At 73.5% G+C, this 19994-nt stretch carries 12 protein-coding genes, 1 pseudogene and 1 riboswitch; of the genes and pseudogenes, 5 read left to right on the top strand and 8 right to left on the bottom strand.

Translation table 11 applies throughout. The annotated features are described in order from the left end of the window. The first annotated feature begins 240 nt into the window (after positions 1 to 240). The 3 genes from ACQP17_RS17230 (at position 241) to ACQP17_RS17220 (ending at position 4242) form a co-directional block, all read left to right on the top strand. Entirely contained in the window at positions 241 to 1371 is a 1131-nt protein-coding gene (locus ACQP17_RS17230; protein ID WP_433857077.1) for a PP2C family protein-serine/threonine phosphatase, read from the top strand. Between the two features lie 445 nt (positions 1372 to 1816). Further along, positions 1817 to 1963: riboswitch (cyclic di-AMP (ydaO/yuaA leader) on the top strand. 11 nt (positions 1964 to 1974) lie between these two features. After that, positions 1975 to 3129, top strand: coding sequence for a M23 family metallopeptidase (locus ACQP17_RS17225; RefSeq protein WP_433857076.1), 1155 nt, complete (start codon positions 1975 to 1977; stop codon positions 3127 to 3129). Between the two features lie 147 nt (positions 3130 to 3276). After that, entirely contained in the window at positions 3277 to 4242 is a 966-nt protein-coding gene (locus tag ACQP17_RS17220; RefSeq protein WP_433857075.1) for an aldo/keto reductase, read from the top strand. A gap of 70 nt (positions 4243 to 4312) precedes the next feature. Here the strand turns inward: ACQP17_RS17220 and ACQP17_RS17215 are convergent, their stop codons facing one another. Further along, on the bottom strand, positions 4313 to 4621 hold the full coding sequence (locus tag ACQP17_RS17215; RefSeq protein WP_433857074.1) for a hypothetical protein: 309 nt from the start codon (positions 4619 to 4621) through the stop codon (positions 4313 to 4315). A gap of 84 nt (positions 4622 to 4705) precedes the next feature. Beyond that, positions 4706 to 6904, bottom strand: a pseudogene (locus ACQP17_RS17210) (DUF3427 domain-containing protein); the annotation flags it as partial. Between the two features lie 281 nt (positions 6905 to 7185). On the opposite strand from ACQP17_RS17210, the gene ACQP17_RS17205 reads away from it, so the two are divergent. Further along, entirely contained in the window at positions 7186 to 8286 is a 1101-nt protein-coding gene (locus ACQP17_RS17205; protein ID WP_433857073.1) for an MrcB family domain-containing protein, read from the top strand. 37 nt (positions 8287 to 8323) lie between these two features. Here the strand turns inward: ACQP17_RS17205 and ACQP17_RS17200 are convergent, their stop codons facing one another. The 4 genes from ACQP17_RS17200 to ACQP17_RS17185 all read right to left on the bottom strand — a co-directional run bounded on the left by ACQP17_RS17200 (position 8324) and on the right by ACQP17_RS17185 (position 13570). Continuing rightward, positions 8324 to 9598 carry a PrsW family intramembrane metalloprotease gene (locus ACQP17_RS17200; protein ID WP_433857072.1) on the bottom strand — a complete coding sequence of 425 codons (1275 nt, stop codon included), beginning with the start codon at positions 9596 to 9598 and terminating at the stop codon, positions 8324 to 8326. 28 nt (positions 9599 to 9626) lie between these two features. Further along, a complete protein-coding gene (gene trmB / locus ACQP17_RS17195; RefSeq protein WP_433857071.1) occupies positions 9627 to 10490 on the bottom strand; it encodes a tRNA (guanosine(46)-N7)-methyltransferase TrmB in 864 nt (287 codons plus the stop codon). Between the two features lie 120 nt (positions 10491 to 10610). Beyond that, positions 10611 to 11822 carry an L-2-hydroxyglutarate oxidase gene (gene lhgO / locus ACQP17_RS17190; protein ID WP_433857070.1) on the bottom strand — a complete coding sequence of 404 codons (1212 nt, stop codon included), beginning with the start codon at positions 11820 to 11822 and terminating at the stop codon, positions 10611 to 10613. 299 nt (positions 11823 to 12121) lie between these two features. Next, positions 12122 to 13570: a hypothetical protein gene (locus tag ACQP17_RS17185; protein ID WP_006604728.1), complete on the bottom strand. Its 1449-nt coding sequence runs from the start codon at positions 13568 to 13570 to the stop codon at positions 12122 to 12124. Between the two features lie 813 nt (positions 13571 to 14383). On the opposite strand from ACQP17_RS17185, the gene ACQP17_RS17180 reads away from it, so the two are divergent. Next, positions 14384 to 16483, top strand: coding sequence for an asparagine synthase-related protein (locus ACQP17_RS17180; protein WP_433857069.1), 2100 nt, complete (start codon positions 14384 to 14386; stop codon positions 16481 to 16483). Positions 16484 to 16517: 34 nt separating this feature from the next. On the opposite strand, the gene ACQP17_RS17175 is transcribed toward ACQP17_RS17180, so the two are convergent. Next, positions 16518 to 18509 carry a sigma-70 family RNA polymerase sigma factor gene (locus ACQP17_RS17175; protein ID WP_433857068.1) on the bottom strand — a complete coding sequence of 664 codons (1992 nt, stop codon included), beginning with the start codon at positions 18507 to 18509 and terminating at the stop codon, positions 16518 to 16520. Between the two features lie 302 nt (positions 18510 to 18811). After that, positions 18812 to 19669: a TetR/AcrR family transcriptional regulator gene (locus ACQP17_RS17170; protein WP_433857067.1), complete on the bottom strand. Its 858-nt coding sequence runs from the start codon at positions 19667 to 19669 to the stop codon at positions 18812 to 18814. Between the last annotated feature and the right edge of the window lie 325 nt (positions 19670 to 19994).

Genomic DNA, 19994 nt, shown 5'->3' with positions numbered 1-19994 from the left:
CGAAGGGCCCGGACCGGAGACGGTCCGGGCCCTTCGCCGTCCCCCGCCGTCGTGAGGGCCCAAGTGGCCCTGCCGCGAGCGCTCCTGGAGCGCGCCGGCTCGGGCGAGGGCGTCCGGACGCGGATGACCCGTCCGGCCCCCGGTGACTCGCCGCCCCGTCCCGTAGCGGCAACCCTGGGACGGCGGGACGGACAGCCGGGTGCCCGTGCGGACGGGCGGCGGGCGAAGGGGCCGGTGCGGATGCGCGACGGTGCGGCGCCCTCCGAGGGCGGCGGGGAGCGGCGGGCCCCGGTGTCCCCGGCCGTGCGACGCCTGGTGGGCCGCGTCCCGGCGCTGCTGATCATCGGCGGCCTGGCCTTCGGCGTGGCGGCGCCGCCCGGCTGCACCGCCGCCCCCTTCTTCGCCGCCGCCCCGCCGACGGCCGCGCCGCTGTCCTCGCTGCGGACCACCGCGCTGACGGCCCTGGCGGCCACGCTCGGCGAGATCTGGACCGTTGTCCACCGCGGTGCCGCGCCGTCGCGCGGGGCCGCGGTGACGGAGATCGTCCTGGTCCTCGCCGTCTCCCTGCTCGCGCTGGCCATCCACCGGGTGGTGCGGGCCGGCGGGCCCCCGGAAGCCGTGCGGGAGGCCGCGGCCGCCCAGCGCGCCGTCCTGCCCACGCCGCCCGCCCGGCTCGCCGGGTTCGCCGTCGCCGCCCGCTACCGGGGTGCGCGGGCGGCTTCCGGAACCGGCGGCGACCTCTACGCGGTGCAGGACACCCCGCACGGCGTACGGCTGATCGTCGGCGACGTACGGGGCAAGGGCCTGCCGGCGGTGGCGTCCGCGATGACCGTCCTCGGCGCGTTCCGTGAGGCGGCGGATCAGGAGGCGAGCCTGGAGGCGGTGGCGGGGCGGCTGGAGCGGGCGCTGGAACGGGAGCGCGAGCGGGGCGGCGAGGGCCCCGACCGGTCCGAGGACTTCGCCACCGCCCTCCTGGCCGAGCTGCCCGCCGGCGAGCCGTCCGTCCTGCGGGTGCTCAACCGCGGCCACCCCGCCCCGCTGCTGCTCGCCCCGGACGGCGGGCTGCGCGAGCTGCTCCCCGCGGAGCCGGGGCTGCCGCTGGGGATGAGCGCGGTGGGCAGCCGGCCCGGCCGGCCGGACGAGACGTTCTTCCCGGCCGGGGCCCTGCTGCTCTGCTTCACCGACGGGGTGAGCGCGGCCCGTGATCTGTTCGGCCGCAGCTACCACCCGCCGGGCAGACTGCGCGGCGGCCGCTTCCCGGGCCCGGACGTCCTCCTGGACACCCTCATCGAGGACGTCACCCGGCACACGGGCGGCGAACCGGCCGACGATCTGGCCCTGCTGGCGGTGCAGCGGCCGATGGGGGAGTAGGGGGCGGGGGCGTGCCTGCCGGGGCTCAGGTTCCGGGGGTGGCCGCTCGTGCGAGATCCGGTGCCCGCCGCCGGGCCGGCCGTCGAGCGGCGACCGGACGAGTCGCGCCACCGGCGCCCTCGCCATGACCCGTGTACCCGGCGCTGACGACCATGAGCCGACGCCACTGCTCTCACGTTCCGTAACTGAGGCCCACCCCTCCGCATAACAACTGACGCACAATCACCACGAGATCGTTTAGAGCCGGGTGGGTGACTCGCCCGTTTGTGACCCCGATCCGCCGCAAAGTCCCTGACCGGGCTCGTGCACCGGCCGTATCGGTTCGCGGGAAGGCTTGGAATTCGGATGCGATCTCTATTACTGTCCGATAACGCAGCGCGGTCGTCCCAGCCGCCGCAAGAGGCGGCACCGTGCGCTGACGCCGAATCCCGCATGCGCTTTTCACGCACCCCCAGCACCTCGAACTGCACCAAGGGAACCGGGGAACCACTTCCTTGGGGTGAATCGGACGCCCTCCGCCAGCGGGCGGCCGTAGGAGACCTTCCTGCTCCGAACCCGTCAGCTAACCCGGTAGGCGAGAAGGAAGGAAAGGAGTGCGCCTCCGTGGCGTCCAACAGGCCTGCCCCCGAGGGTCCGTCCGCCTACGGGCCCGATGACCGAGGTGCCTTACCGGGCCCCGGTGATCCGGACGGGAACGGCGACGGTCCGTGGGAGGAATGGAATCCCACCGAGGAATCCGTCCCCTCCGTCCGCGGTAAGCACCGGGTGGCCAAGCAGCGCGCCGGCGGTCTCACCCGTGGCGGCACGGTCCTGGGTGTCGGAGTGATCGCCGCGGTCGGCGCGAGCGGAATGGCCTCCGCCGAGGACCGCCCGCCGCTCCCGATCTCGATGCCCGACGTCGGCGGAATGGCCGACGGCCTCTCCGACGCCCTCCCGGACGCCGCGTCCCTCCCGGGCGTCGGCGGCCTCATATCCGACGCGGACGCGGACGCCACCCACACCGCGGACGCCACCAACACCGCGGCCGCCGCCCCGGCCTCCGGCTCCCCGGTAGCGGCCGTCTCCGGCCCCCTCGGCCAGGGCACCGGTTCGGGCGCGGACGACGGCGGTGCGGGCCCCGGTGAGGCGCTGCGCAGCCGGATCCTCCAGCAGGCCGACGTGCAGCAGGGCGCCGGCGAGCAGGAGGCCCGCGACACCGCCGAGCACACCGCCCTCCAGCAGGCCGAGAAGGAAGCCACCGCCCACCAGCAGTCGGCCGAGAAGGCCGCCACGGCCAAGAAGGCAGCGGAGATGGAGGCCAAGCGCCAGGCCGAAGAAGCGGCCCGTCAGAAGGCGGAGGCCGCGCGCCTCGCCAAGCTGGCCCAGAGCTTTACCGCCCCCGTTGCCTCGTTCACCCTGACCGCCGGCTTCGGCGAGTCCGGCGACCGCTGGGCCGCGGACCACACCGGACAGGACTTCGCCGCACCGTCCGGCACGCCCGTCAAGGCGATCCACTCCGGCACCATCGCCCAGGCCGGCTGGGCCGGTGCGTACGGCTATCGCATCGTCCTCACCCTCGACGACGGCACCGAACTCTGGTTCTGCCATCTGTCCTCGATGGTGCGGACCTCCGGCAAGGTACGCACGGGCGAGGTCATCGCCCGCGTCGGCGCCACCGGCAATGTCACCGGCCCCCATCTCCATCTGGAGGTGCGCCCCGGCGGCGGCGACCCGATCGACCCGATGCCGTGGCTGCGGGACCACGGGATCAAGGTGTAACTGCCGCTACGGCAGCCGGTGTGGGGCGCGGCGGCCGAAGCACGCGGGCGTGTGGCGGGGACGTGGTGCGGGAGCCCGGGTTCCCGGCCGTCGCGGGCCACCCGGCCCCCAGGAATAGCCTCCGCCCCCGCGACGTTGACACCACGCATGACCACGTCTCAAGGCCCGCACGCCGCCCACGCCCCCAAGTCCCTCGGTTCGCTCTCGGTCTCCCCGCTCTCCCTGGGCGGCAACGTCTTCGGCTGGACGGCCGACGAGGCCGAGTCCTTCGCCGTGCTCGACGCGTATGTGGCCGGCGGCGGCAACTTCATCGACACCGCCGACGTCTACTCGGCGTGGGTCCCGGGCAACAAGGGCGGCGAGTCCGAGACCGTCCTCGGCAACTGGCTGGCCTCGCGCGGCAACCGCTCCGACGTCGTCATCGCCACCAAGGTCGGCGCCCACCCGGACCGCAAGGGCCTGTCCGCCGCGACGATCAAGGCCGCGGTCGACGAGTCCCTGACCCGCCTGCGCACCGACTACATCGACCTCTACTACACCCACTACGACGACGAATCGGTCGAGGTCGGGGAGTTCCTCACGGCCCTCGACGACCTTGTCCGGGCCGGCAAGGTCCGTGAGATCGCCGCCTCCAACATCTCGGCGCAGCGCCTGGCGGAGGCCCTCGCCTTCTCGGACCGCGAGGGCCTGGCCCGCTACGTCGCCCTCCAGCCGCACTACAACCTGGTCTCCCGCGACACCTACGAGGGCGAACTCGCCGACGTGGCGGCCCGCAACAACGTGGCCGCTGTGCCGTACTACGCCCTCGCCTCCGGCTTCCTGACCGGCAAGTACCGCCCGGGCACCACCACCGACAGCGCCCGCTCCGGTGCCGCCGCCCAGCATCTGGCCACCGACCGCGGCCTGCGGGTCCTGGAGGCCCTCGACACCGTCGCCGCCGCCCACGAGGCCGAGGTCGCCACCGTCGCCCTGGCCTGGCTCGCCGCCCGGCCCACCGTCGCGGCCCCGATCGCCAGCGCCCGCACGGTGGAACAGCTCCCGGCCCTGCTGGCGGTGGGGGACCTGACCCTCAGCGACACCGAACTCACCTTGCTGAACGAGGCCTCGGCCTGAGCCGGGGCCACCCGTGGGACGGGCCGGGTCCGGAAGCCGGGGCCGGCCCCGGCCCGCACTCCGCCGGCTCTCAGCCCTGCCGTCGGCGGTCCACCACTGCCCACGACGCCGCGGCCATGCCAGCCGCCACCGCGCACACCGAGGGCCACGCCCCGATCTTCTTCGCCAGCGGATGCGACCCGGCAGACGCCGCCACATACGCCCCACCCAACGCCGCCGCCGTCGCGTTCCCGGCCTTCTGCTGCCACCCCTTGGCCGCCACCGCCCCGGCCGCCAACAACGCCACTCCCCCAAGAGGCCGCTTCTTCGTCCAACGAGCCACGGCGTATCCGCCCAGCAGGCCGGTTGCGGCGACTAGTGCGGTGGGGACCTGAGCCATCTCAGTAACCTCCTCATAGGGGGACAACATCGCCGACCTTACGCGCGGTCCGTCGCGGCCCTAGAGGAGGCGCGGAGCCCTTGCTTAGCCTCCGGCGTGAGCGGCATAGGTCCACACATCGGCAGGCAGCGGATGCTCGAGCTTCCAGATGATCCCCATGGGCTTGCTGGACTCGTGGGACATGTATGCGGCTGGCCCAAGGAGCATCCAGGGTTGCGGCCCACCCATATCCGTCGACTTGTATCGGCGGACGAAGAGCAGGACGTGTGAGCCGCGTGCCGTGTGCTGCTGGTAGCGCTGACCGGTCGCAGAGTTCTCCGAGGTCTGGTTTTGCGACTCCCAGTGGAACTGCGTGGGGCTCATCGCGTAGTCGCGGTAGCGGGTCTGTGGTGAGAAGTCCTTCTCGTCCTTCTCCAAGGTGATCAGTAGGGCGTCCGTGTTGATGCTCGCGCACCACTTCACCCCTTCACGGAAGTGCCCAGGCTTGAAGCCATCCACAGCCGCCTGTCCGAGGGCGGGCAGAATTTCTTCTCGGCTGTAGGAGGCGTGCACGGCCATCGGAAGGCTGTGTTGCTCCCCGGTGAGTGGGAGGGGGTAATGGTCCGTGTGCGCCACGTTGTACGCGAGCACCTGTCGGAGCTCGTTTCGGAACGCCTTGTGAGGGCGAAGGGTGGAGAACCCTTCTGCATAGCTGGAGAACGCGTTGCCCAGCGGCCAGAGGGAGAAGAACAGCATGCGTGCGTACGCCTTGCCCATAGCGTCGAGTGCGTCATAGTCCGGCGCGTCATCGGACAGCATGCGTGTATATGCCGCTACCCGTTGCGGATCGGCTACGTGCAGGAACGCGGAGACGCGCTTAAGGAGTTCCTCTTCGCCTGCGGGTGCGACCCCGGGCAGGAGGCGTGACCGCCTCAGCAACCGCGTCCATGAGTTGTTCGACTTGTAGAGCTCCTTGAGCTCGCGCTGGCTCTCCTCCAGGTAACGGGCGAGCTGGGGCTCTGCGTACGTAGAGACTTCGCGGGTCAGCTCGGTGACATTGACGCTCACCTGGCTTCTGATGTTGTGCAGAACCCTTTCCTTTGACTTGCGATCCAGGACGATGCGGCACCCGTCGGGCAGCTGGGGGAAGTCCCGTTCCAGGTGGTTCACCAGCCGATTGCGGGTGAGGTTGGTGAGCGCCCGGAACTGGTTCTCGAAGCGGAACTCCTTGCGATGCTGCCCAATGAAGTCCAAGACGGTGAGCCTGCGCTTGCCAGGGGTACGCCGCAGTCCGCGTCCTAGCTGCTGGAGAAAGATGGTGGCGCTGGAGGTCGGGCGCAACAGCAGCACGGTGTCAACGTCGGGAATGTCCAGACCCTCATTGAAGAGGTCGACCGAGAAGAGGACTTGCACCGTGCCGTCCCGCAGAGCGGCCAGGGCGAGGGCACGATCGGCGGAGGGAGTCGACCCGTCGAGTGCGAGAGCGCGGAAGCCCGCTTGGTTAAAGAAGCTGGCCATGAAGCGGGCATGGTTTACGGAGACGCAGAACCCCAACGCCTTCATCGTCTGCGGGTCGGCCACCTTGTCCTGTACTGCCTTGACGACCAAGCTCGCCCGGTCGTGGTTTCCGCTGAGGAGCGCGTCCAGTTCGTGTGGGAGGTAGGCGCCACGCTTCCAGGCAACCGCTTCCAGGTCGATGTCGTCGGCGATGCCGAAGTAGTGGAAGGGGCTGAGGAGGTCGTTTTCCAGGGCCTCCCATAGGCGCATCTCGGCAGCGATCCGCCCCTCAAAGAATTCACCCTGGACCGTGCGGCCATCCATTCGCTCTGGTGTCGCCGTCAGGCCCAGTAGCTCGGTGGGGTGGAAGTGTTCGATGATGCGGCGATATGTCTTCGACACTGCGTGATGGAACTCATCGATCACGATGATGTCGAAACGATCGGGGGCGAGTTGGTCGAGGGCGCCCTGATGCAGCGACTGCACGCTGGCGAACACCTGATTCCCGTCCCGTGGGGCCAAACCGCCGACGAGTAGCTCCCCGAAGTGCGTATTGCCGAGCACCCGTCGGTAGGTCTGGAGCGACTGCTGCAGAATTTCCTGGCGGTGCGCGATGAAGAGGAGCGTGGGCGGCGTATCGGCCCGCTGTTGCATGAGGTGCCGGTAGTCGAGCGCTGCCATCACGGTCTTGCCTGTGCCGGTGGCTGCTACCAGCAGGTTGCGATGGCGATGGTGGATCTCGCGCTCGATGCGCAGCCGTTCCAACATGTCCTGCTGGTGAGGGTAGGGGTGCAACTCGATTCCAGACTGGTGGTGTGGGTGGTCGCGGCGGATACGCGCGCTCGGCTGGGGCGAAAGCTTCCTTCACGCCAGCAGAGCCAGGGGGCCCGGAGCTGGCGGGCGTGCAGGCATGCAGCCGACGACCGTGCACTCGACGTGAAGTCTGCTGCTTCTGCGGACAGTTGTAGCAGGGCCCACTGACAACGCATGAGGATTGCGTCATTCCATATGGCCAGCAATGGCTGCCGGCACGGGCACGTTGCTTCAACGTGATTTCGCTTGTGATCGCTTTCATCTAATTTTTGATCATGGGTATACGCGATCTCCTCCTGGATGTGGCAACGACGTTCGACACCACGCTCCGCACCGTCAGGGGGAACCCAGGACAAGAGGTGCTGAAGGCGGCGGGCACCCGGCTCGCAGCGGCCTTGCCCTACGACATGAAGGCGAAGGGGCACGGAGGGAAAGGCGGTGCCGCGGCGACCCCGTGGATTCAGGTGTATGAGCCGTCCAGGGGAGGCAGCGGCACCGATGGGCTCTACCTTGCCTACATCTTTGCGGCCGATCTGCAGTCCGTCGCCCTGACCCTTCAGCAGGGGGTCACCTCGCTCAGTGAGCGCCTAGGGACCTGCGGCAGCAAGCTCCGCACGCACTTGGGCGTCAGAGGCCAGTCGTTGCTGGCCGAGCTTTCTTCCGATCTCGTTGAAGGGTGGACGGACCAGCCACGCTTTCAGCACCACGGCTGGCGCGCGCGGGCATACGAGGCCAGCAGCGTGGCCGCGCGCTGCTACTCGATCGATCGGCTCCCGAGCGAAGGCGACCTCTGCGCGGACCTCGGCAACATGGCCAAGATTCTGCAGGCTGCCCTCGTCGTGGAGCGCCAGATCGATGTGGTGAGCGAGCCCGATGGCCCAGTGGTGGAGTACACCACCCACGGGCACGCCACCTACGAGGGGCTGGAGGGCTTTCGGCCGAAGACGAGTGAGGACTACTTCGTCCGTATCCCGGCCGGTGAGCAGCGCAAGAAGCGGGTCCATGAGGAACTGGTGCGACGCTTTGGCCCCTACATCTGTCAGCGAGGCTTCACGCCGATCACCGCACAGGTGCATCCACGGGACCTGGTGCTGCAGACGGCGCAGGACGAGTGGCTGGTCGAAGCCAAGGCGGTGAAGAAGGGGAACGCCACCCAGGCCGTGCGCGAGGCCGTGGGGCAACTGTTGGAGTACAGCTACTTCTGGTACGTGCAGAAGGGCGCGCGTAAGCCCCATCTTCTGGGGCTTTTCTCCGAGGACATCGGGGTCTACGCCCACTACCTGGAGGACCACGGCATTGGGGCGATCTGGCGCACGTCGGACGGCTGGGCCGGTTCCACCTCAGCGATGGAGTGGGGGATGGTCGGCGCTTCCTAGCGTGCCGGCTGAGGAGCGGGCCCCAGCCTCCCCCCCGCTACAGGCTCTCGTCGCTCCAGGCCTCTACCAGCGCCGCCCGTCCCCACCCCTGGTAGTGCCGGAGGTGTTCCAGGAGGTGTTGTTCGCGGCTGAAGAAGTCCGGGGTGGGGCCCAGGAGGTGGGCGCGGCGGCGGTGGAAGGAGAGGGTGGTGGCGATGGCGGTGTATTCGGTGACGGCGCGGGCGGCGGCGGGGCCGTGGGTGCGGCGGGTCATGGTGCGGGCCAGGGCGCGGGTTCTGGGGGAGGAGAGGGCGGTGGGTTCGGTGGGGTCGAGCCAGCCGGCGGTGGCATAGGGGGCGAGGTAGCCGCGCAGGGAGAGCAGCTCCTGGTTGCGGGCCCAGACGGCCAGCCAGGTCAGGGCGAGGAGCACGGGGACCATGAAGAGGCCGTAGACGGTGAGGAAGCCGGGCTCGCCGAGCGCGGAGGCGCCGTTCCAGATGGCGTGCAGGAGGACGGCGGTGAGCAGGCCGAGGAGGGCGAGCGCGATGCGGGCGCCGCGGCGGCGGGGGTAGCGGGTGGCGACGATGCCGAACGCGAGGCCGGTGAGGATGGTGAAGAGGGGGTGGGCGAAGGGGGAGATGATGATGCGGAGGAAGAAGGTGCCGGCGGTGAGGGAGTCCAGGCCGGAGTGGCCCATCGACTGGTCCTCGCCGAAGGCGTTGCCCAGGTAGAGGATGTTCTCGGTGAAGGCGAAGCCGGTGGCGGTGATGCCGGCGATGACGATGCCGTCCGTGATGCCGTCGAAGTCCTGGCGGCGGAAGCGGTAGACGAGCACCACGGCGACGGCCTTGACCAGCTCCTCGACGATCGGGGCGATGATCGTGGCGCCCCAGGTCTCGGCCTCGGAGGGCGAGGCGGAGGCGATGTTGGCGGCCAGCCAGTCGGTCGCGAAGCCGTTGGCGAGGAGCGCGACCAGGGCGGCGGCGCAGGCACCCCAGGAGAAGGCGAACGCGAGGTTGCGCCAGGGCTCGGGGGCGATGCGGTCGAGCCAGCAGAACGCCGCGATCAGCAGCGGTACCGGGAACACGGCCAGGCCGAGGCCGACCAGCAGGCCCTCGGTGCCGGTCTCCTGACGGACCAGGCCGATGATGATCACGCCGGAGAGCGCGAGCATCGAGACCAGGGCGATCGCCCGCAGCGTCGTGCTGCGCCACGGGGCGGGCCGGCGCCGGGCGGGCGCGGCGGCGGGCTCGTGCGGGCCGGGTGGGCCGGCCGGGGGTGTGTACGGGGGAGGGACGGGCGGGCGGGGCGGGGGCGGCTGGGACGGGTACACCCATCGACCCTAACGAGCGGCCTTCGCGCTACGTGGCACGACGGCGGAACAGGAGGTCGTGCACGACATGTCCCTTGTCCAGGCCCTGGCCCTCGAACTTGGTGAGCGGGCGGAACTCCGGCCGCGGCGCATAGCCGGGGTGGAGGTTCTCCAGCGCCGGCTCGGCCGAGAGGACCTCCAGCATCTGCTCGGCGTACGGCTCCCAGTCGGTCGCGCAGTGGACGAGGGCGCCGGGCGCGAGCCGGGTGCTCGCCAGGGCGAGGAACTCCGGCTGGATGAGGCGGCGCTTGTGGTGGCGCTTCTTCGGCCAGGGGTCGGGGAAGTAGATGCGCAGACCGGCGAGGGAGCCGGGGGCCAGCATCTCGCGCAGCAGGATGATCGCGTCGCCGTTGGCCACCCGGACGTTGGACAGGCCCATCCGCTCCGCGAGCGCGAGCAGGTTGCCCTGGCCGGGGGTGTGGACGTCACAGGCGAGGATGCCGGTGTCCGGGTCGGCGGCGGCCATCTGTGCCGTGGCCTCGCCCATGCCGAAGCCGATCTCCAGGACGACCGGCCGCCCGTCGAAGAACGCGTCGAGGTCCAGGCGCGACAGCCCGTCGATGTCCAGCCCCCAGGTGGGCCACCGCCGGCGCAGCGCGTCGGCCTGGCTGGGCGAGACGCGGCTGCGGCGGGGCTGGAAGGAACGGATCCGCCGCTCGTGGTGCGAGCCCGCGGGGTCGGCGGCGGGGCCCGTCCCGTCGGGGAACATGGGCGCGCCGCGGCGCGGGGTGGCGGCGGAGACGGCGGTGGAGCCGAGGCCGCGGGTCTCGTCGGCGGCGGCTTCCGGAGCGTGTGCCTCCGGTGCGTGCGCGTCGGGGGCGGCGGGCTCGGGGGTGGCGGAGTTCTCGGACACAGTGAGGTGATTCTACGGAGGGTGGGGACGGGGAGCGGCCGGGTGTGGGGGCACAGGGGTGTGGGCCGCGGTCGGCCGTGGGGCCGGGGTGCGTACCGCCCCGCGTCCGCGCCCGCGCCGTCAGGTCGGTAGCGCTTCCAGGACCCGGCGGGCCACCTCGCGGCCGATGGGGAGGGAGGCCGTGGCGGCGGGGGACGGGGCGTTCAGGACATGGACCATGCCGGGGGACTCGGCGAAGAGGAAGTCGTCGACCAGGGTGCCGTCGGGGAGGACGGCCTGGGCGCGGACGCCGGCCGGGGACGGGCGCAGGTCCTCCTCGCGGACGGCCGGGAGCAGGCGGCGGACCGCGTCGGTGAAGGCACGCCGGGACAGCGAGCGGCGCAGCTCGCCGGCGCCGTAGCGCCAGTGGCGGCGGGCTATCCGCCAGGAGCCGGGGTAGGCCAGGGTGCCGGCCAGCTCGGCGGGGTGCACCGTGCGCCAGTCGTAGCCCTCACGGGCCAGGGCGGGGACGGCGTTCGGGCCGAGGTGGACGGCGCCGTCGACGCCGCGGGTCAGATGGACGCCGAGGAACGGGAAGGCCGGATCGGGGACCGGGTAGACCAGGCCCTTCACGAGGGCGGCGCGCTCCGGGGCGAGGGTGAAGTACTCACCACGGAACGGGATGATCCGCATGCCCGGGGCGTCGCCGGCCAGCCGGGCGATCCGGTCGCAGTGCAGACCGGCGCAGTTGACCAGGGCGCGGGCGCGGTGGACCGTGCCATCGGCCGTGCGGACCGCCACCCGGCCGGGGCGGCGGCCGATGGCCGTCACCTCGGTGCCCTGGACGATCCGGGCGCCGGCGTCCTCGGCGAGCCGGGCGAACCGGCGGGCGACCGCGCCGAAATCGCAGATGCCGGTCGTGCCGACATGGATGGCGGCCAGGCCGCGGACCTCGGGTTCGTACCTGGCTATCTGGGCGGGGCCGAGCTCGCGCACCGGCAGGCCGTGCTCGCGGCCGCGCTGGATCAGGCCGTGCAACCGGGGCAGCTCGCTGCGGTCGGTGGCGACGATCAGCTTGCCGGTGACCTCGTGCGGAATGTCGTGCTCGGTGCAGAACTTCACCATTTCCGCCGAGCCCTGGAGGGCGTAGCGGGCCTTGAGCGAGCCGGGCGGATAGTAGATGCCGCTGTGGATGACGCCGCTGTTGCGCCCGGTCTGATGGCGGGCCGGACCGGACTCCTTCTCCAGGACCACGACGCGTGTGCCGGGGGCGGCACGCGTGAGCGCGTAAGCCGTAGAGAGCCCGATGATGCCGGCACCGATCACCAGCACATCGCAGTCGTACGCCGCCACTGCACCTCCCCAACCGCATGACCGCAGGCCCGTCCGTCGCCGCGGACCCGCGCGTCCTCACCGACGACGTATCCCATCATGACGGCCGGCACCGACAATGCCGATCCGGCGGTCCCCCGGCCGGTTTCCTTCGGGCCCGGCCGGACGCCCGTGCCACCCGGCCGGACGCCCGTGCCACCCGGCCGGCAGGGGCCGGACGCCCGCGTTCCCCGCCCGGCGCCCGTTCCCCGCCCGGCGCCCGTTCCCCGCCCGGCGCCCGTAGCCCGTCCGGCACCCGCGCCTGAGCGGGCGCCCCGCTCCTAAGCTGGCGCCGCCAGCAGCGGTCGCGCCCGTTCGCGCAGCTCCACCACGCGCGGCTCGTCGCCGTACGGCTCCAGGCGGTGCAGCAGATCGCGGACGTACTCGGTGGTGCGGGCGGAGGAGATCCGGCCCGCCACCTCGACCGCGCGGGTGCCCGCCGCGCAGGCCGCGTCGAGGTTGCCGGACTCCAGTTCGGCCACCGCGGACACCACCAGGCGCAGCCCGTGGGAGCGGACGAATTCCTCGGTCGGGCGCGACAGGGCCTGCTCCGTGAAGCGGCGCACCTGGCGGGGCAGCCGCAGATCGCGGTAGCACTCGGCGGCGTCCGCGGCGAAGCGCTCGTACGAGTAGAAGTCCAGCCACGACGGGTCGGGGTCGCCGCTGCGGGAGCGCTCCAGCCAGCCCTCGGAGGCCTTCAGCGCCACCTCACAGGCGCGCGCCTCGCCGGCCTTGGCCTGCGCGCGCGCCTCCACCAGGCGGAAGAAGCTCATGGTGCGGGCCGTGGCCAGACCGCGGTTGCGCTCCAGGGCGGCCTGGGCGAGGTCGACGCCCTCGTCCGCGAAGCCGCGGTACGTCGCCTGGAGGGACATCGAGGCGAGGACATAGCCGCCCAGGGGGACATCGGCGGCCGCGCGGGCGAGCCGCAGCGCCTGGATGTAGTAGCGCTGCGCGGCCTCCTGCTGGCCCGTGTCGAAGGCCATCCATCCCGCGAGCCGGGTGAGTTCGGAGGTCGCCCCGAAGAGCGCCCGTCCGACCTCGTCGCTGTACGAGGCGAGCAGCAACGGGGCCGCGTCCACCCGCAGGCACTCCGGCACCATGGAGGAACGCCAGTCCCCGCCGCCGTACTTGGAGTCCCAGCGGCGCGCGTCCTCGGCGGCCTCCCGCAGCTTGCTGACGTCGCTGTGCCCGACGTGCTGGGGGATGCCGGCGTCGCCGGCCGCCGCGGCGTCCTTGTCGCGCGCCTCGGCCGCCTCCCGGGCCACCGAACTGTCCGCCGGGGATATCAGCCAGCGCGAGGCGGGGGTGGCGTACGCGCTGACGGCGAAGGATCCGGCCAGGCTCTGCCAGATGCCGCCCCCGCCGGCCCGCCGTCCGGCCAGATCCAGGCGGTACAACTCGGTCGCGGAGCGCACCGCGGCGCCCACGTCACGGGGGAACGCCAGGCCCACCTCGGGCGCCGGGTCCGCGTCGGCCAGCCCGATCTCGTGCAGCGGGACGGGCCGGCCGAGTTTGCTGCCGATCGCGGACGCGATGAGGTGGGGCGCGGCGCCCTGCGGCACCATGCCCTTGGAGACCCACCGCGCCACCGACGTCTTGTCGTAACGAAGCGTCAGTCCGCGCTGCGCACCGAGGTCGTTGACCCGGCGCGCCAGTCCGGCATTGCTGATCCCCGCGAGGGCGAGAACGGTGCCGAGCTTTTCGTTCGGCCCGCGTATATCCCTGGACATGCGCACCCCTCGACACAGCGACGGCCGCCCCGGTACCCCGGGGCATGCGTCCACCCAGAGTAGTTCGCCGGATCCTGACCGTTAAGGGCCGGTGTGCCGGATGGCGAGATTCGTGTTCAAACAGGGGTGCGGGAATTGGCATGTGCTCCGGGTACGTGTGCCCGTGCGCCCGTCCGTGCGCGCTGGGCGGGCCCCGCGGGGAGCGCTTCCATGGCTTCTGCGTGGGTCGGCCCGCTGCACTGGATCCAGTGGGCTGGGGGATACCGTCACCTCATTCCCCGCGGGTGACGGTCCGGTCCGGGGGGCGCAGCCCGCCTCCCGGACCGTCGCACAGGCCGCTCGCCGGCCTGCCGGGGTACCGGTTGACACCCAGCCCGAGAATGTCAACTGGGCTGTGTGGAAAGGACTTTGGCCGAAAGTCTACGGGTGGTGATTTCGCGCCGCCGCATATTCGGGGGCCGCCCCGGGGGCCACACGGGGGGCCTCCGGGGCCGGGGCGGGCGCCGCCGCCCCACCCCGGCGGGAGGGCGTCCGGAGGCCGGCCCGCCCGGCCTCGTTGCCGGCGCCGTCCGCCCGGCCGCTCCACCGCCCGCCGCTCGCCCGCGGCGGGCCGGTGCCGCCCACCCCGCTCCCGCCGGCGGCCCTCCCGGGGGCCGTGCGAGGGGAACCGCCCGTATACAGGACCGCCTCAACGCCTCCTCCGCGGCGCCGTCATGGCAGCATGGTCGCCACAACAGCCCGCGGCGGCCGGGCGATCCGCTGTACGGGGTGGCCGTTGGCCCCGGCGGACGGGGACATCGGGTGGAGGCGGCGATGCGCTGGTTGGTGGGGTGGAGCAGTGCCACCACGGGGCCGGCGGCCTCGGGCCCGGCCCCCGGTGAGGAGGGCCGCGCGGTCCTTCCCGTGGGTGCACAGCTGGTGTGGGGCGACCCCGATCCCCTCTGGGCGGTAGGCGACTGGCGGCCGGACGAGGTCCGGGTGGTCCAGGCCGACCCCGAGACCCGGCTCGCGGTCTTCGGCGCCTGCGGGGCCACCGACGACCAGCTGCGGGTGGGCCTGTTCGCGGCGCGCGGGGGCGCGCTGCGCCACCTGACCGCCTGGCCGGGCAGCTACACCGCCGTCGTCCGGACGGGGCGGCGGCTCACCGTCACCGGCGATCTGGCGGGCGCCCGCCCCGTCTTCCACACCCGCTGGGCCGGCGGCACCGCCTACGCCACCGCCGCCCTGCCGCTCGCCGACCTCGTCGAGGCCACGCTCGACATCGGCCACCTGGCCGCGCTGCTGGCCTGCCCGGACGTCCCCGAGGCGCTCGGCGATGGCACGCCGTACGAAGGGGTCCGCCGGATCCCGCCCGGCCACGCCCTGGTGCTGCGCGGCGGCGCCGGCGACATCACCTCCTTCGAGCCGACCGCCTCGCTGGCCGTCGCCGCGCCCCCGCTCGCCCCGGAGCAGGCCGTGGACGGCGTCCGCGACGCCCTGGTCGACGCCGTCCGCGCGCGGCTGGCCGGGCCCCGGCACGTGCCCGACCCGGACGGCCGCGACGGCCTCGACCCCGGCCCGGTGCCCGGCATGGGACCCGCGGCGCGGCGCGCGGCACGGGGCGCGCCGGCCCCGGGCATCGGCGCCGACCTCTCCGGAGGCAGCGCGTCGGGGACCCTCGCCCTGCTGGCCGCCGGCCTCCCCGGCCGCCCCGGACGGCTGGGCGGCCAGGGCGAACGCCTCCTGGCCGTCACCTTCAACGACCGTGCCACCAACGGCGGAGCGGCCTCCCGCGAAGCCGAACTGGAGCGCGCCCGCAGCCTCGCGGACAACCCGCGGCTGCACCACGTCGTCGTCGCGGCCGGCGAAGAGGCCCTCCCGTACGCGGACCTCGAAAGCGGCCCGCTCACGGACGAGCCGGGCCCCTCCCTCATCACCGCGAGCCGGCACCGCCGACGGCTGCTGGCCGGCAGCGCGGACCACTTCGTCGGGCACGGCGCCCGCCAGGTCCTCGACGCCCACCCGGCCCGCCTCGCCGACCTCCTCCTGGACCGCCGCCGGCGCCATCTGCTGCGTCCGGTCACCGCGCTGGCGAAGGCCGACGGCTCCACGGCGCAGTCCGTCCTCGTCCCGTTCACCGTCTACCGCGCCGCCCGCAGGCTCGCCCGTACCCCCTACGCCTCCGGGATGGCCGACACCGCACGCCGCCTCCTGGAGCGGCAGTTCGCCGACGAGCCGGTGGCCGCCGGGGCCGTGGACGCCTCGCTGGCCGCGCTCGCCTGGTGCCGTCCGGGGCCCGCGGCGCGCTGGCTCACGGGGGAGGCGCTGGCGGAAGTATCGGTTCGGCTGAGCGAGGCGGTGCAGCGGGTGCCCGCCGTGAGCCGCCCCGGGGAGCGCCGGGCCCGTGCCGCGCTGACCCGCCAGGCCGCCGACCACCGGGTCTTCGAGCAGGCCGCCGAGGTCCGCAGCCAGCGGCTGCACGCGCCCTTCCTCGACAACCAGGTGGTGCTCGCCTGCCGGGCCCTGCCGGACACCCTGCGGGTGCAGCCGGGGGCGCGGGCCACCGTGCTGCGCTCCGTACTGGCCGGGGCCGGCGTACGCGATCTGCCGACCGGCTGGGGCGCCACCTCGCACCTCACCCATGCGGCGGAGGTACGCGCCGGGCTGCGCGGCGCCATAGACGGGCTGGAACAGCTCTTCGACGCACCGCTGCTGGCCGATGCGGGGCTGGTGGAGGCACGGGTGGTCCGCAAGGCGCTGCGGGACGCGGCGGAGGGCGCCGCGCTGCCCATGGACGGGCTGGCCGAGCTGGTCTCCACGGAGCTGTGGCTGCGGCGGCTGGTGACCCGGCGGGGCTCGTGCTGGACGGGGGCGGGGGCGCCGCGTCAGAAGGCGGTCGCGGGCGGGGTCGTGCCCCGGGCGCGGCTGACCTGATCCGGGGCGGTGTCCGGCGCCGGGCGGCCGCCGGTCAACGACAGCTGAGGGTCGACCGCGCCCAGTCCCCGAGCGCCGGTGCGCCGTGGGCCGCCGGTTCGGTCACCAGCCGCAGCGTCCGGTGGCCCGCCAGCGGGAGATGCAGCGGAATCCCGGCCTCCCCGCCGCGGAGCGCGGGCGACCGCCACAGCCGCACCCCGTCCGCGTAGACGGAGAAGCGCAGCGCCCCGGGTCCCCTGCTCAGATCGTCGACGCCCACGACGGCGTCATAGGCGGTGCACGGGCGGTTGAGGTCGATGGTCACCGACGACAGCGCGGGCACGCTCACCCCGTGGGGATACCGCGTGCCGCCGATCGCCGGCGCCCGCCGCGTCCACAGCCAGCCGCTGCCGAGGGAGCGCACCTCCGGCTTGCTGCCATCGCCCATGAAGTCACGGTTGAGTGTGTTGAGTCGATATGTCGTCAGCGGAGGGAGCGGTGGTTTCGGGGCCGGCTTCGGCGGGGTGGCGCCGGGGGCCGGGCGCGTCGGGGCGGGGGCGGCCGGGGACGCGGGCCGGGACGGAGCGGGCGCCGGCTTCCGCGGGGACGGGGCCGCGGGCGGGGCCGGCCGCTGCCTGTGGGCCGGTGCCCGGGGGTGCGCGGGGGCCGGTGTAGAGGGCGACTCGGGGGTGGGCGCGGCGCCGGCCGCCGGCGGAAGTCCCGGCTGTGACGGCACGGGCGCCGGCTTCTGCGGCGCGGCCGGGGCCGGCCGGGCGGAGCGGGCCTGCGGTTCCGGCGCCCGGTGCGGGTGGCCGGTCAGCGACAGCGCGAGGACCGTGCCGGCCACCGCCGCCGCCGCCCCGACCCCGAGACCGACCGTCAGCGAGACGCTCAGCCCCTTGCCCGCGGCGGCACCGCCGGCGGCGCCGGCACCTCCCGAGCCGCCCCCGGTGAGTCCGGCCGCTCCGGCCCCGGCCGCCGCTCCCGCCGCGGCACCCGCCGCCGCCTTGACGGCGTACCCGGCGGCCAGCCAGCCGATGACCGCGACCGGCAGCAGCGCACCGATCCGCTGGTTGACGTCCTCGACCTCCAGCGCGGCCAGCCGGCACCGGGCGCAGTCGTCCAGATGTCTGCGCAGTCCCCGCTCGGCCCGCATCCGCAGCCCGCCGCGCGCGTAGGCGCCGAGCCGGTCGGCGTAGCGGGCGCAGTCGCCGCCGTCGGTCAGCGACCGGCTGACGTGCGCCTGCAGATACGCCTGCTTGAGGCCCTCCCGGGCGCGGTGCGCCAAGACGGCCGTGGCGTTCGCGGTCAGCCCGAGCAGCGGGGCGACCTGGCTCGGCGACTCGTCCTCGACGGCGGTGTGCCACAGCACCGTCTGATAGCGCTCCGGAAGGCTGCGGAAGGCCTCTACGGCCAGCGAGCGCTCGGCCTCCTGCATGGCGCGCACCTCCGCGCCCGGTTCGAGGGTCTTCGCGTCCCCCGGCGGGCCGGCCGCGGAGAGCGCGAACACCGCGAAGTCCTCGACGAGTTGCTCCCGGCGGGCGGTCTTCGCCCAGGACGCCGCGACCCGCCGCAGGGTCGTCAGCAGATAGGCCCGCACCGCGGACTCGGGGCCCGCGCCGCCGCGCACCGCCTGCAGGGTGCGGGCGAAGACCTCGCCGGTCAGATCCTCCGCGGTGTCCGCATCCCGGCAGCAGCCGCGGGCGTAGCCGCGGACCGCGGGGGCGTGCCGGCGGTAGATCTCCTCGTACGCGCCGTCGTCGCCGGCCCGCAGGTCGGCGAGCAACTGGGCGTCGGAGGGCGGGAGTTCGCCGTCCCCGGGATCTGCTTCCGGGGCAGGCCGGCCGTCGCGGCTGCGTTGCCGCGGTACGAGAGGGGCCACGTCCGTGGGGCCGCCGGCGCGCGGAGCCGGTACGGCCGGCCCCGGGTCAGCGGCGGCCGCGTCCAACGGCCCACCCGGAGCGGGTACATGCCCGGCCGGCGTCTCGTCGTGGGCACCCACCCCGGACCCGCCGTCGCGCCGCTCGTCCTGCCCGTCAACACTCATTGCCGAGGCTCCCGAAGCCGCCGTCCCACCCGAATACCGCGCCAGCGTGCCACACCGCGCCCCGGTGGCAGCGGACTCCGGCCACCCGCCACTCCTCCGGGGAGCAAGGGCGGACGACCGCACGGGCGTTCACCCGTACGAGCCACCGTGCCCAGACGGACCACACCGCGCGCGGACCCCGTACGGACGACCCCGCGCGCGCCCCGTGCAGCCCCGGAGGGCGTGGTGGCCGTTCCGCGGCCGGGCCCGCCCGGGGGACCCGGCGAACGGGTTCCACCGGGACGGTCCGCGGCCGCCGGAACTCACCGCTCCCGACGTGAGCGCAGCCCCTCCAGCAGGATTTCCAGCAGTCGCGCGGAGGCGGCCTGCTGGTGGCCGGGGTCGGGCAGCGCCGGTGCACCCGTGGCGATGACTAAGAGAACGTCGGAGACCGTCACATCGGTGCGCAGCTCCCCGGCCGCCTTGGCGCGCTCGACCAGCCGCCCGACGACCTCCAGCAGCGCGTCGGCGCCGGTGGTCTCGGCCACCGGAGCCGGCTCGTCCTGCGGGACCGCACGCTCACCGGCCGGCCGCAGAGCGGCGGGCGTCCCGTCACCTCCGGGCGCCACCCGCTGCAGCGGCACCCGCGCCTCGCTCAGACCGTCCGGCAGCCGCGGCTCGTTCGCCCCGGGCACCGACGGCAGCGTGGGCCGGCCGGTGTCCGCGTCCGCCCGCAGGATGCCCGGCGGCAGCAGCCGCCCGGCCCCCGAGGCCACCGAGGTCCGCAGGAAGCGCGAGAGCGCCGACCACGGATCGTCCTCCTGGCCCAGCGCCGTACGCGCCTGGTCCGTCAGCCGTGCGGTCTCCTCCTCCGCTATCCGGCGGACGAGGACGTCCTTGCTGGGGAAGCGGCGGTAGACCGTGCCGACCCCCACACGGGCCCGCCGGGCCACGTCCTCCATGGGCGCGCCGTATCCCAGCTCGCCGAACACCTCGCGCGCGGCGCGCAGCACGTGTTCCAGATTGCGCTGTGCGTCCACCCGCAGCGGCGTGCTCCGGCCGCCCGGTCCCGCAGCGGCCCGGTGGGTCATGCCGGTGCCGTTGCCGTTCTCGTTGGTTCTGCTGTGTGTGGCACCGCTGTGTGTGCCACCGCTCCCGGCGCCGTCCGAGGCAGCTGCCATCGTGACGGTGGTCGGCCATTGAGAGCCCTGCGTGTGCATAGATATCCCCCGGTAATGACGTCTCCCCCCGGAGACTCCCCGCCCTGACAGTCAGGGCGGACCGATGACAGGGTGCACCCCAACGAGATACGAACATAGTTGAGCTGGGGTCAAGAATGAAGGGGGAGTTCCGCACAATGCACCCCCGATCGGCCCAAGCGGCGTGATCCGCCCGGATTTCACCCCTGCCGCTCGGCCGTCCCCCACCCTCTGACCAGCGCACCTCTCCGCGCCCGTGCGGAATGGGCCGTTCCGTCCCCGGGGCCGCGCCCGGTCACTCATTTCG

It is taken from the genome of Streptomyces kronopolitis (assembly GCF_050953795.1).
Taxonomy (GTDB): Bacteria; Actinomycetota; Actinomycetes; order Streptomycetales; family Streptomycetaceae; genus Streptomyces; species Streptomyces kronopolitis_A.
Note: the sequence above shows the minus strand (reverse complement) of the source record. Positions and strands in the feature narration are given on the sequence as shown.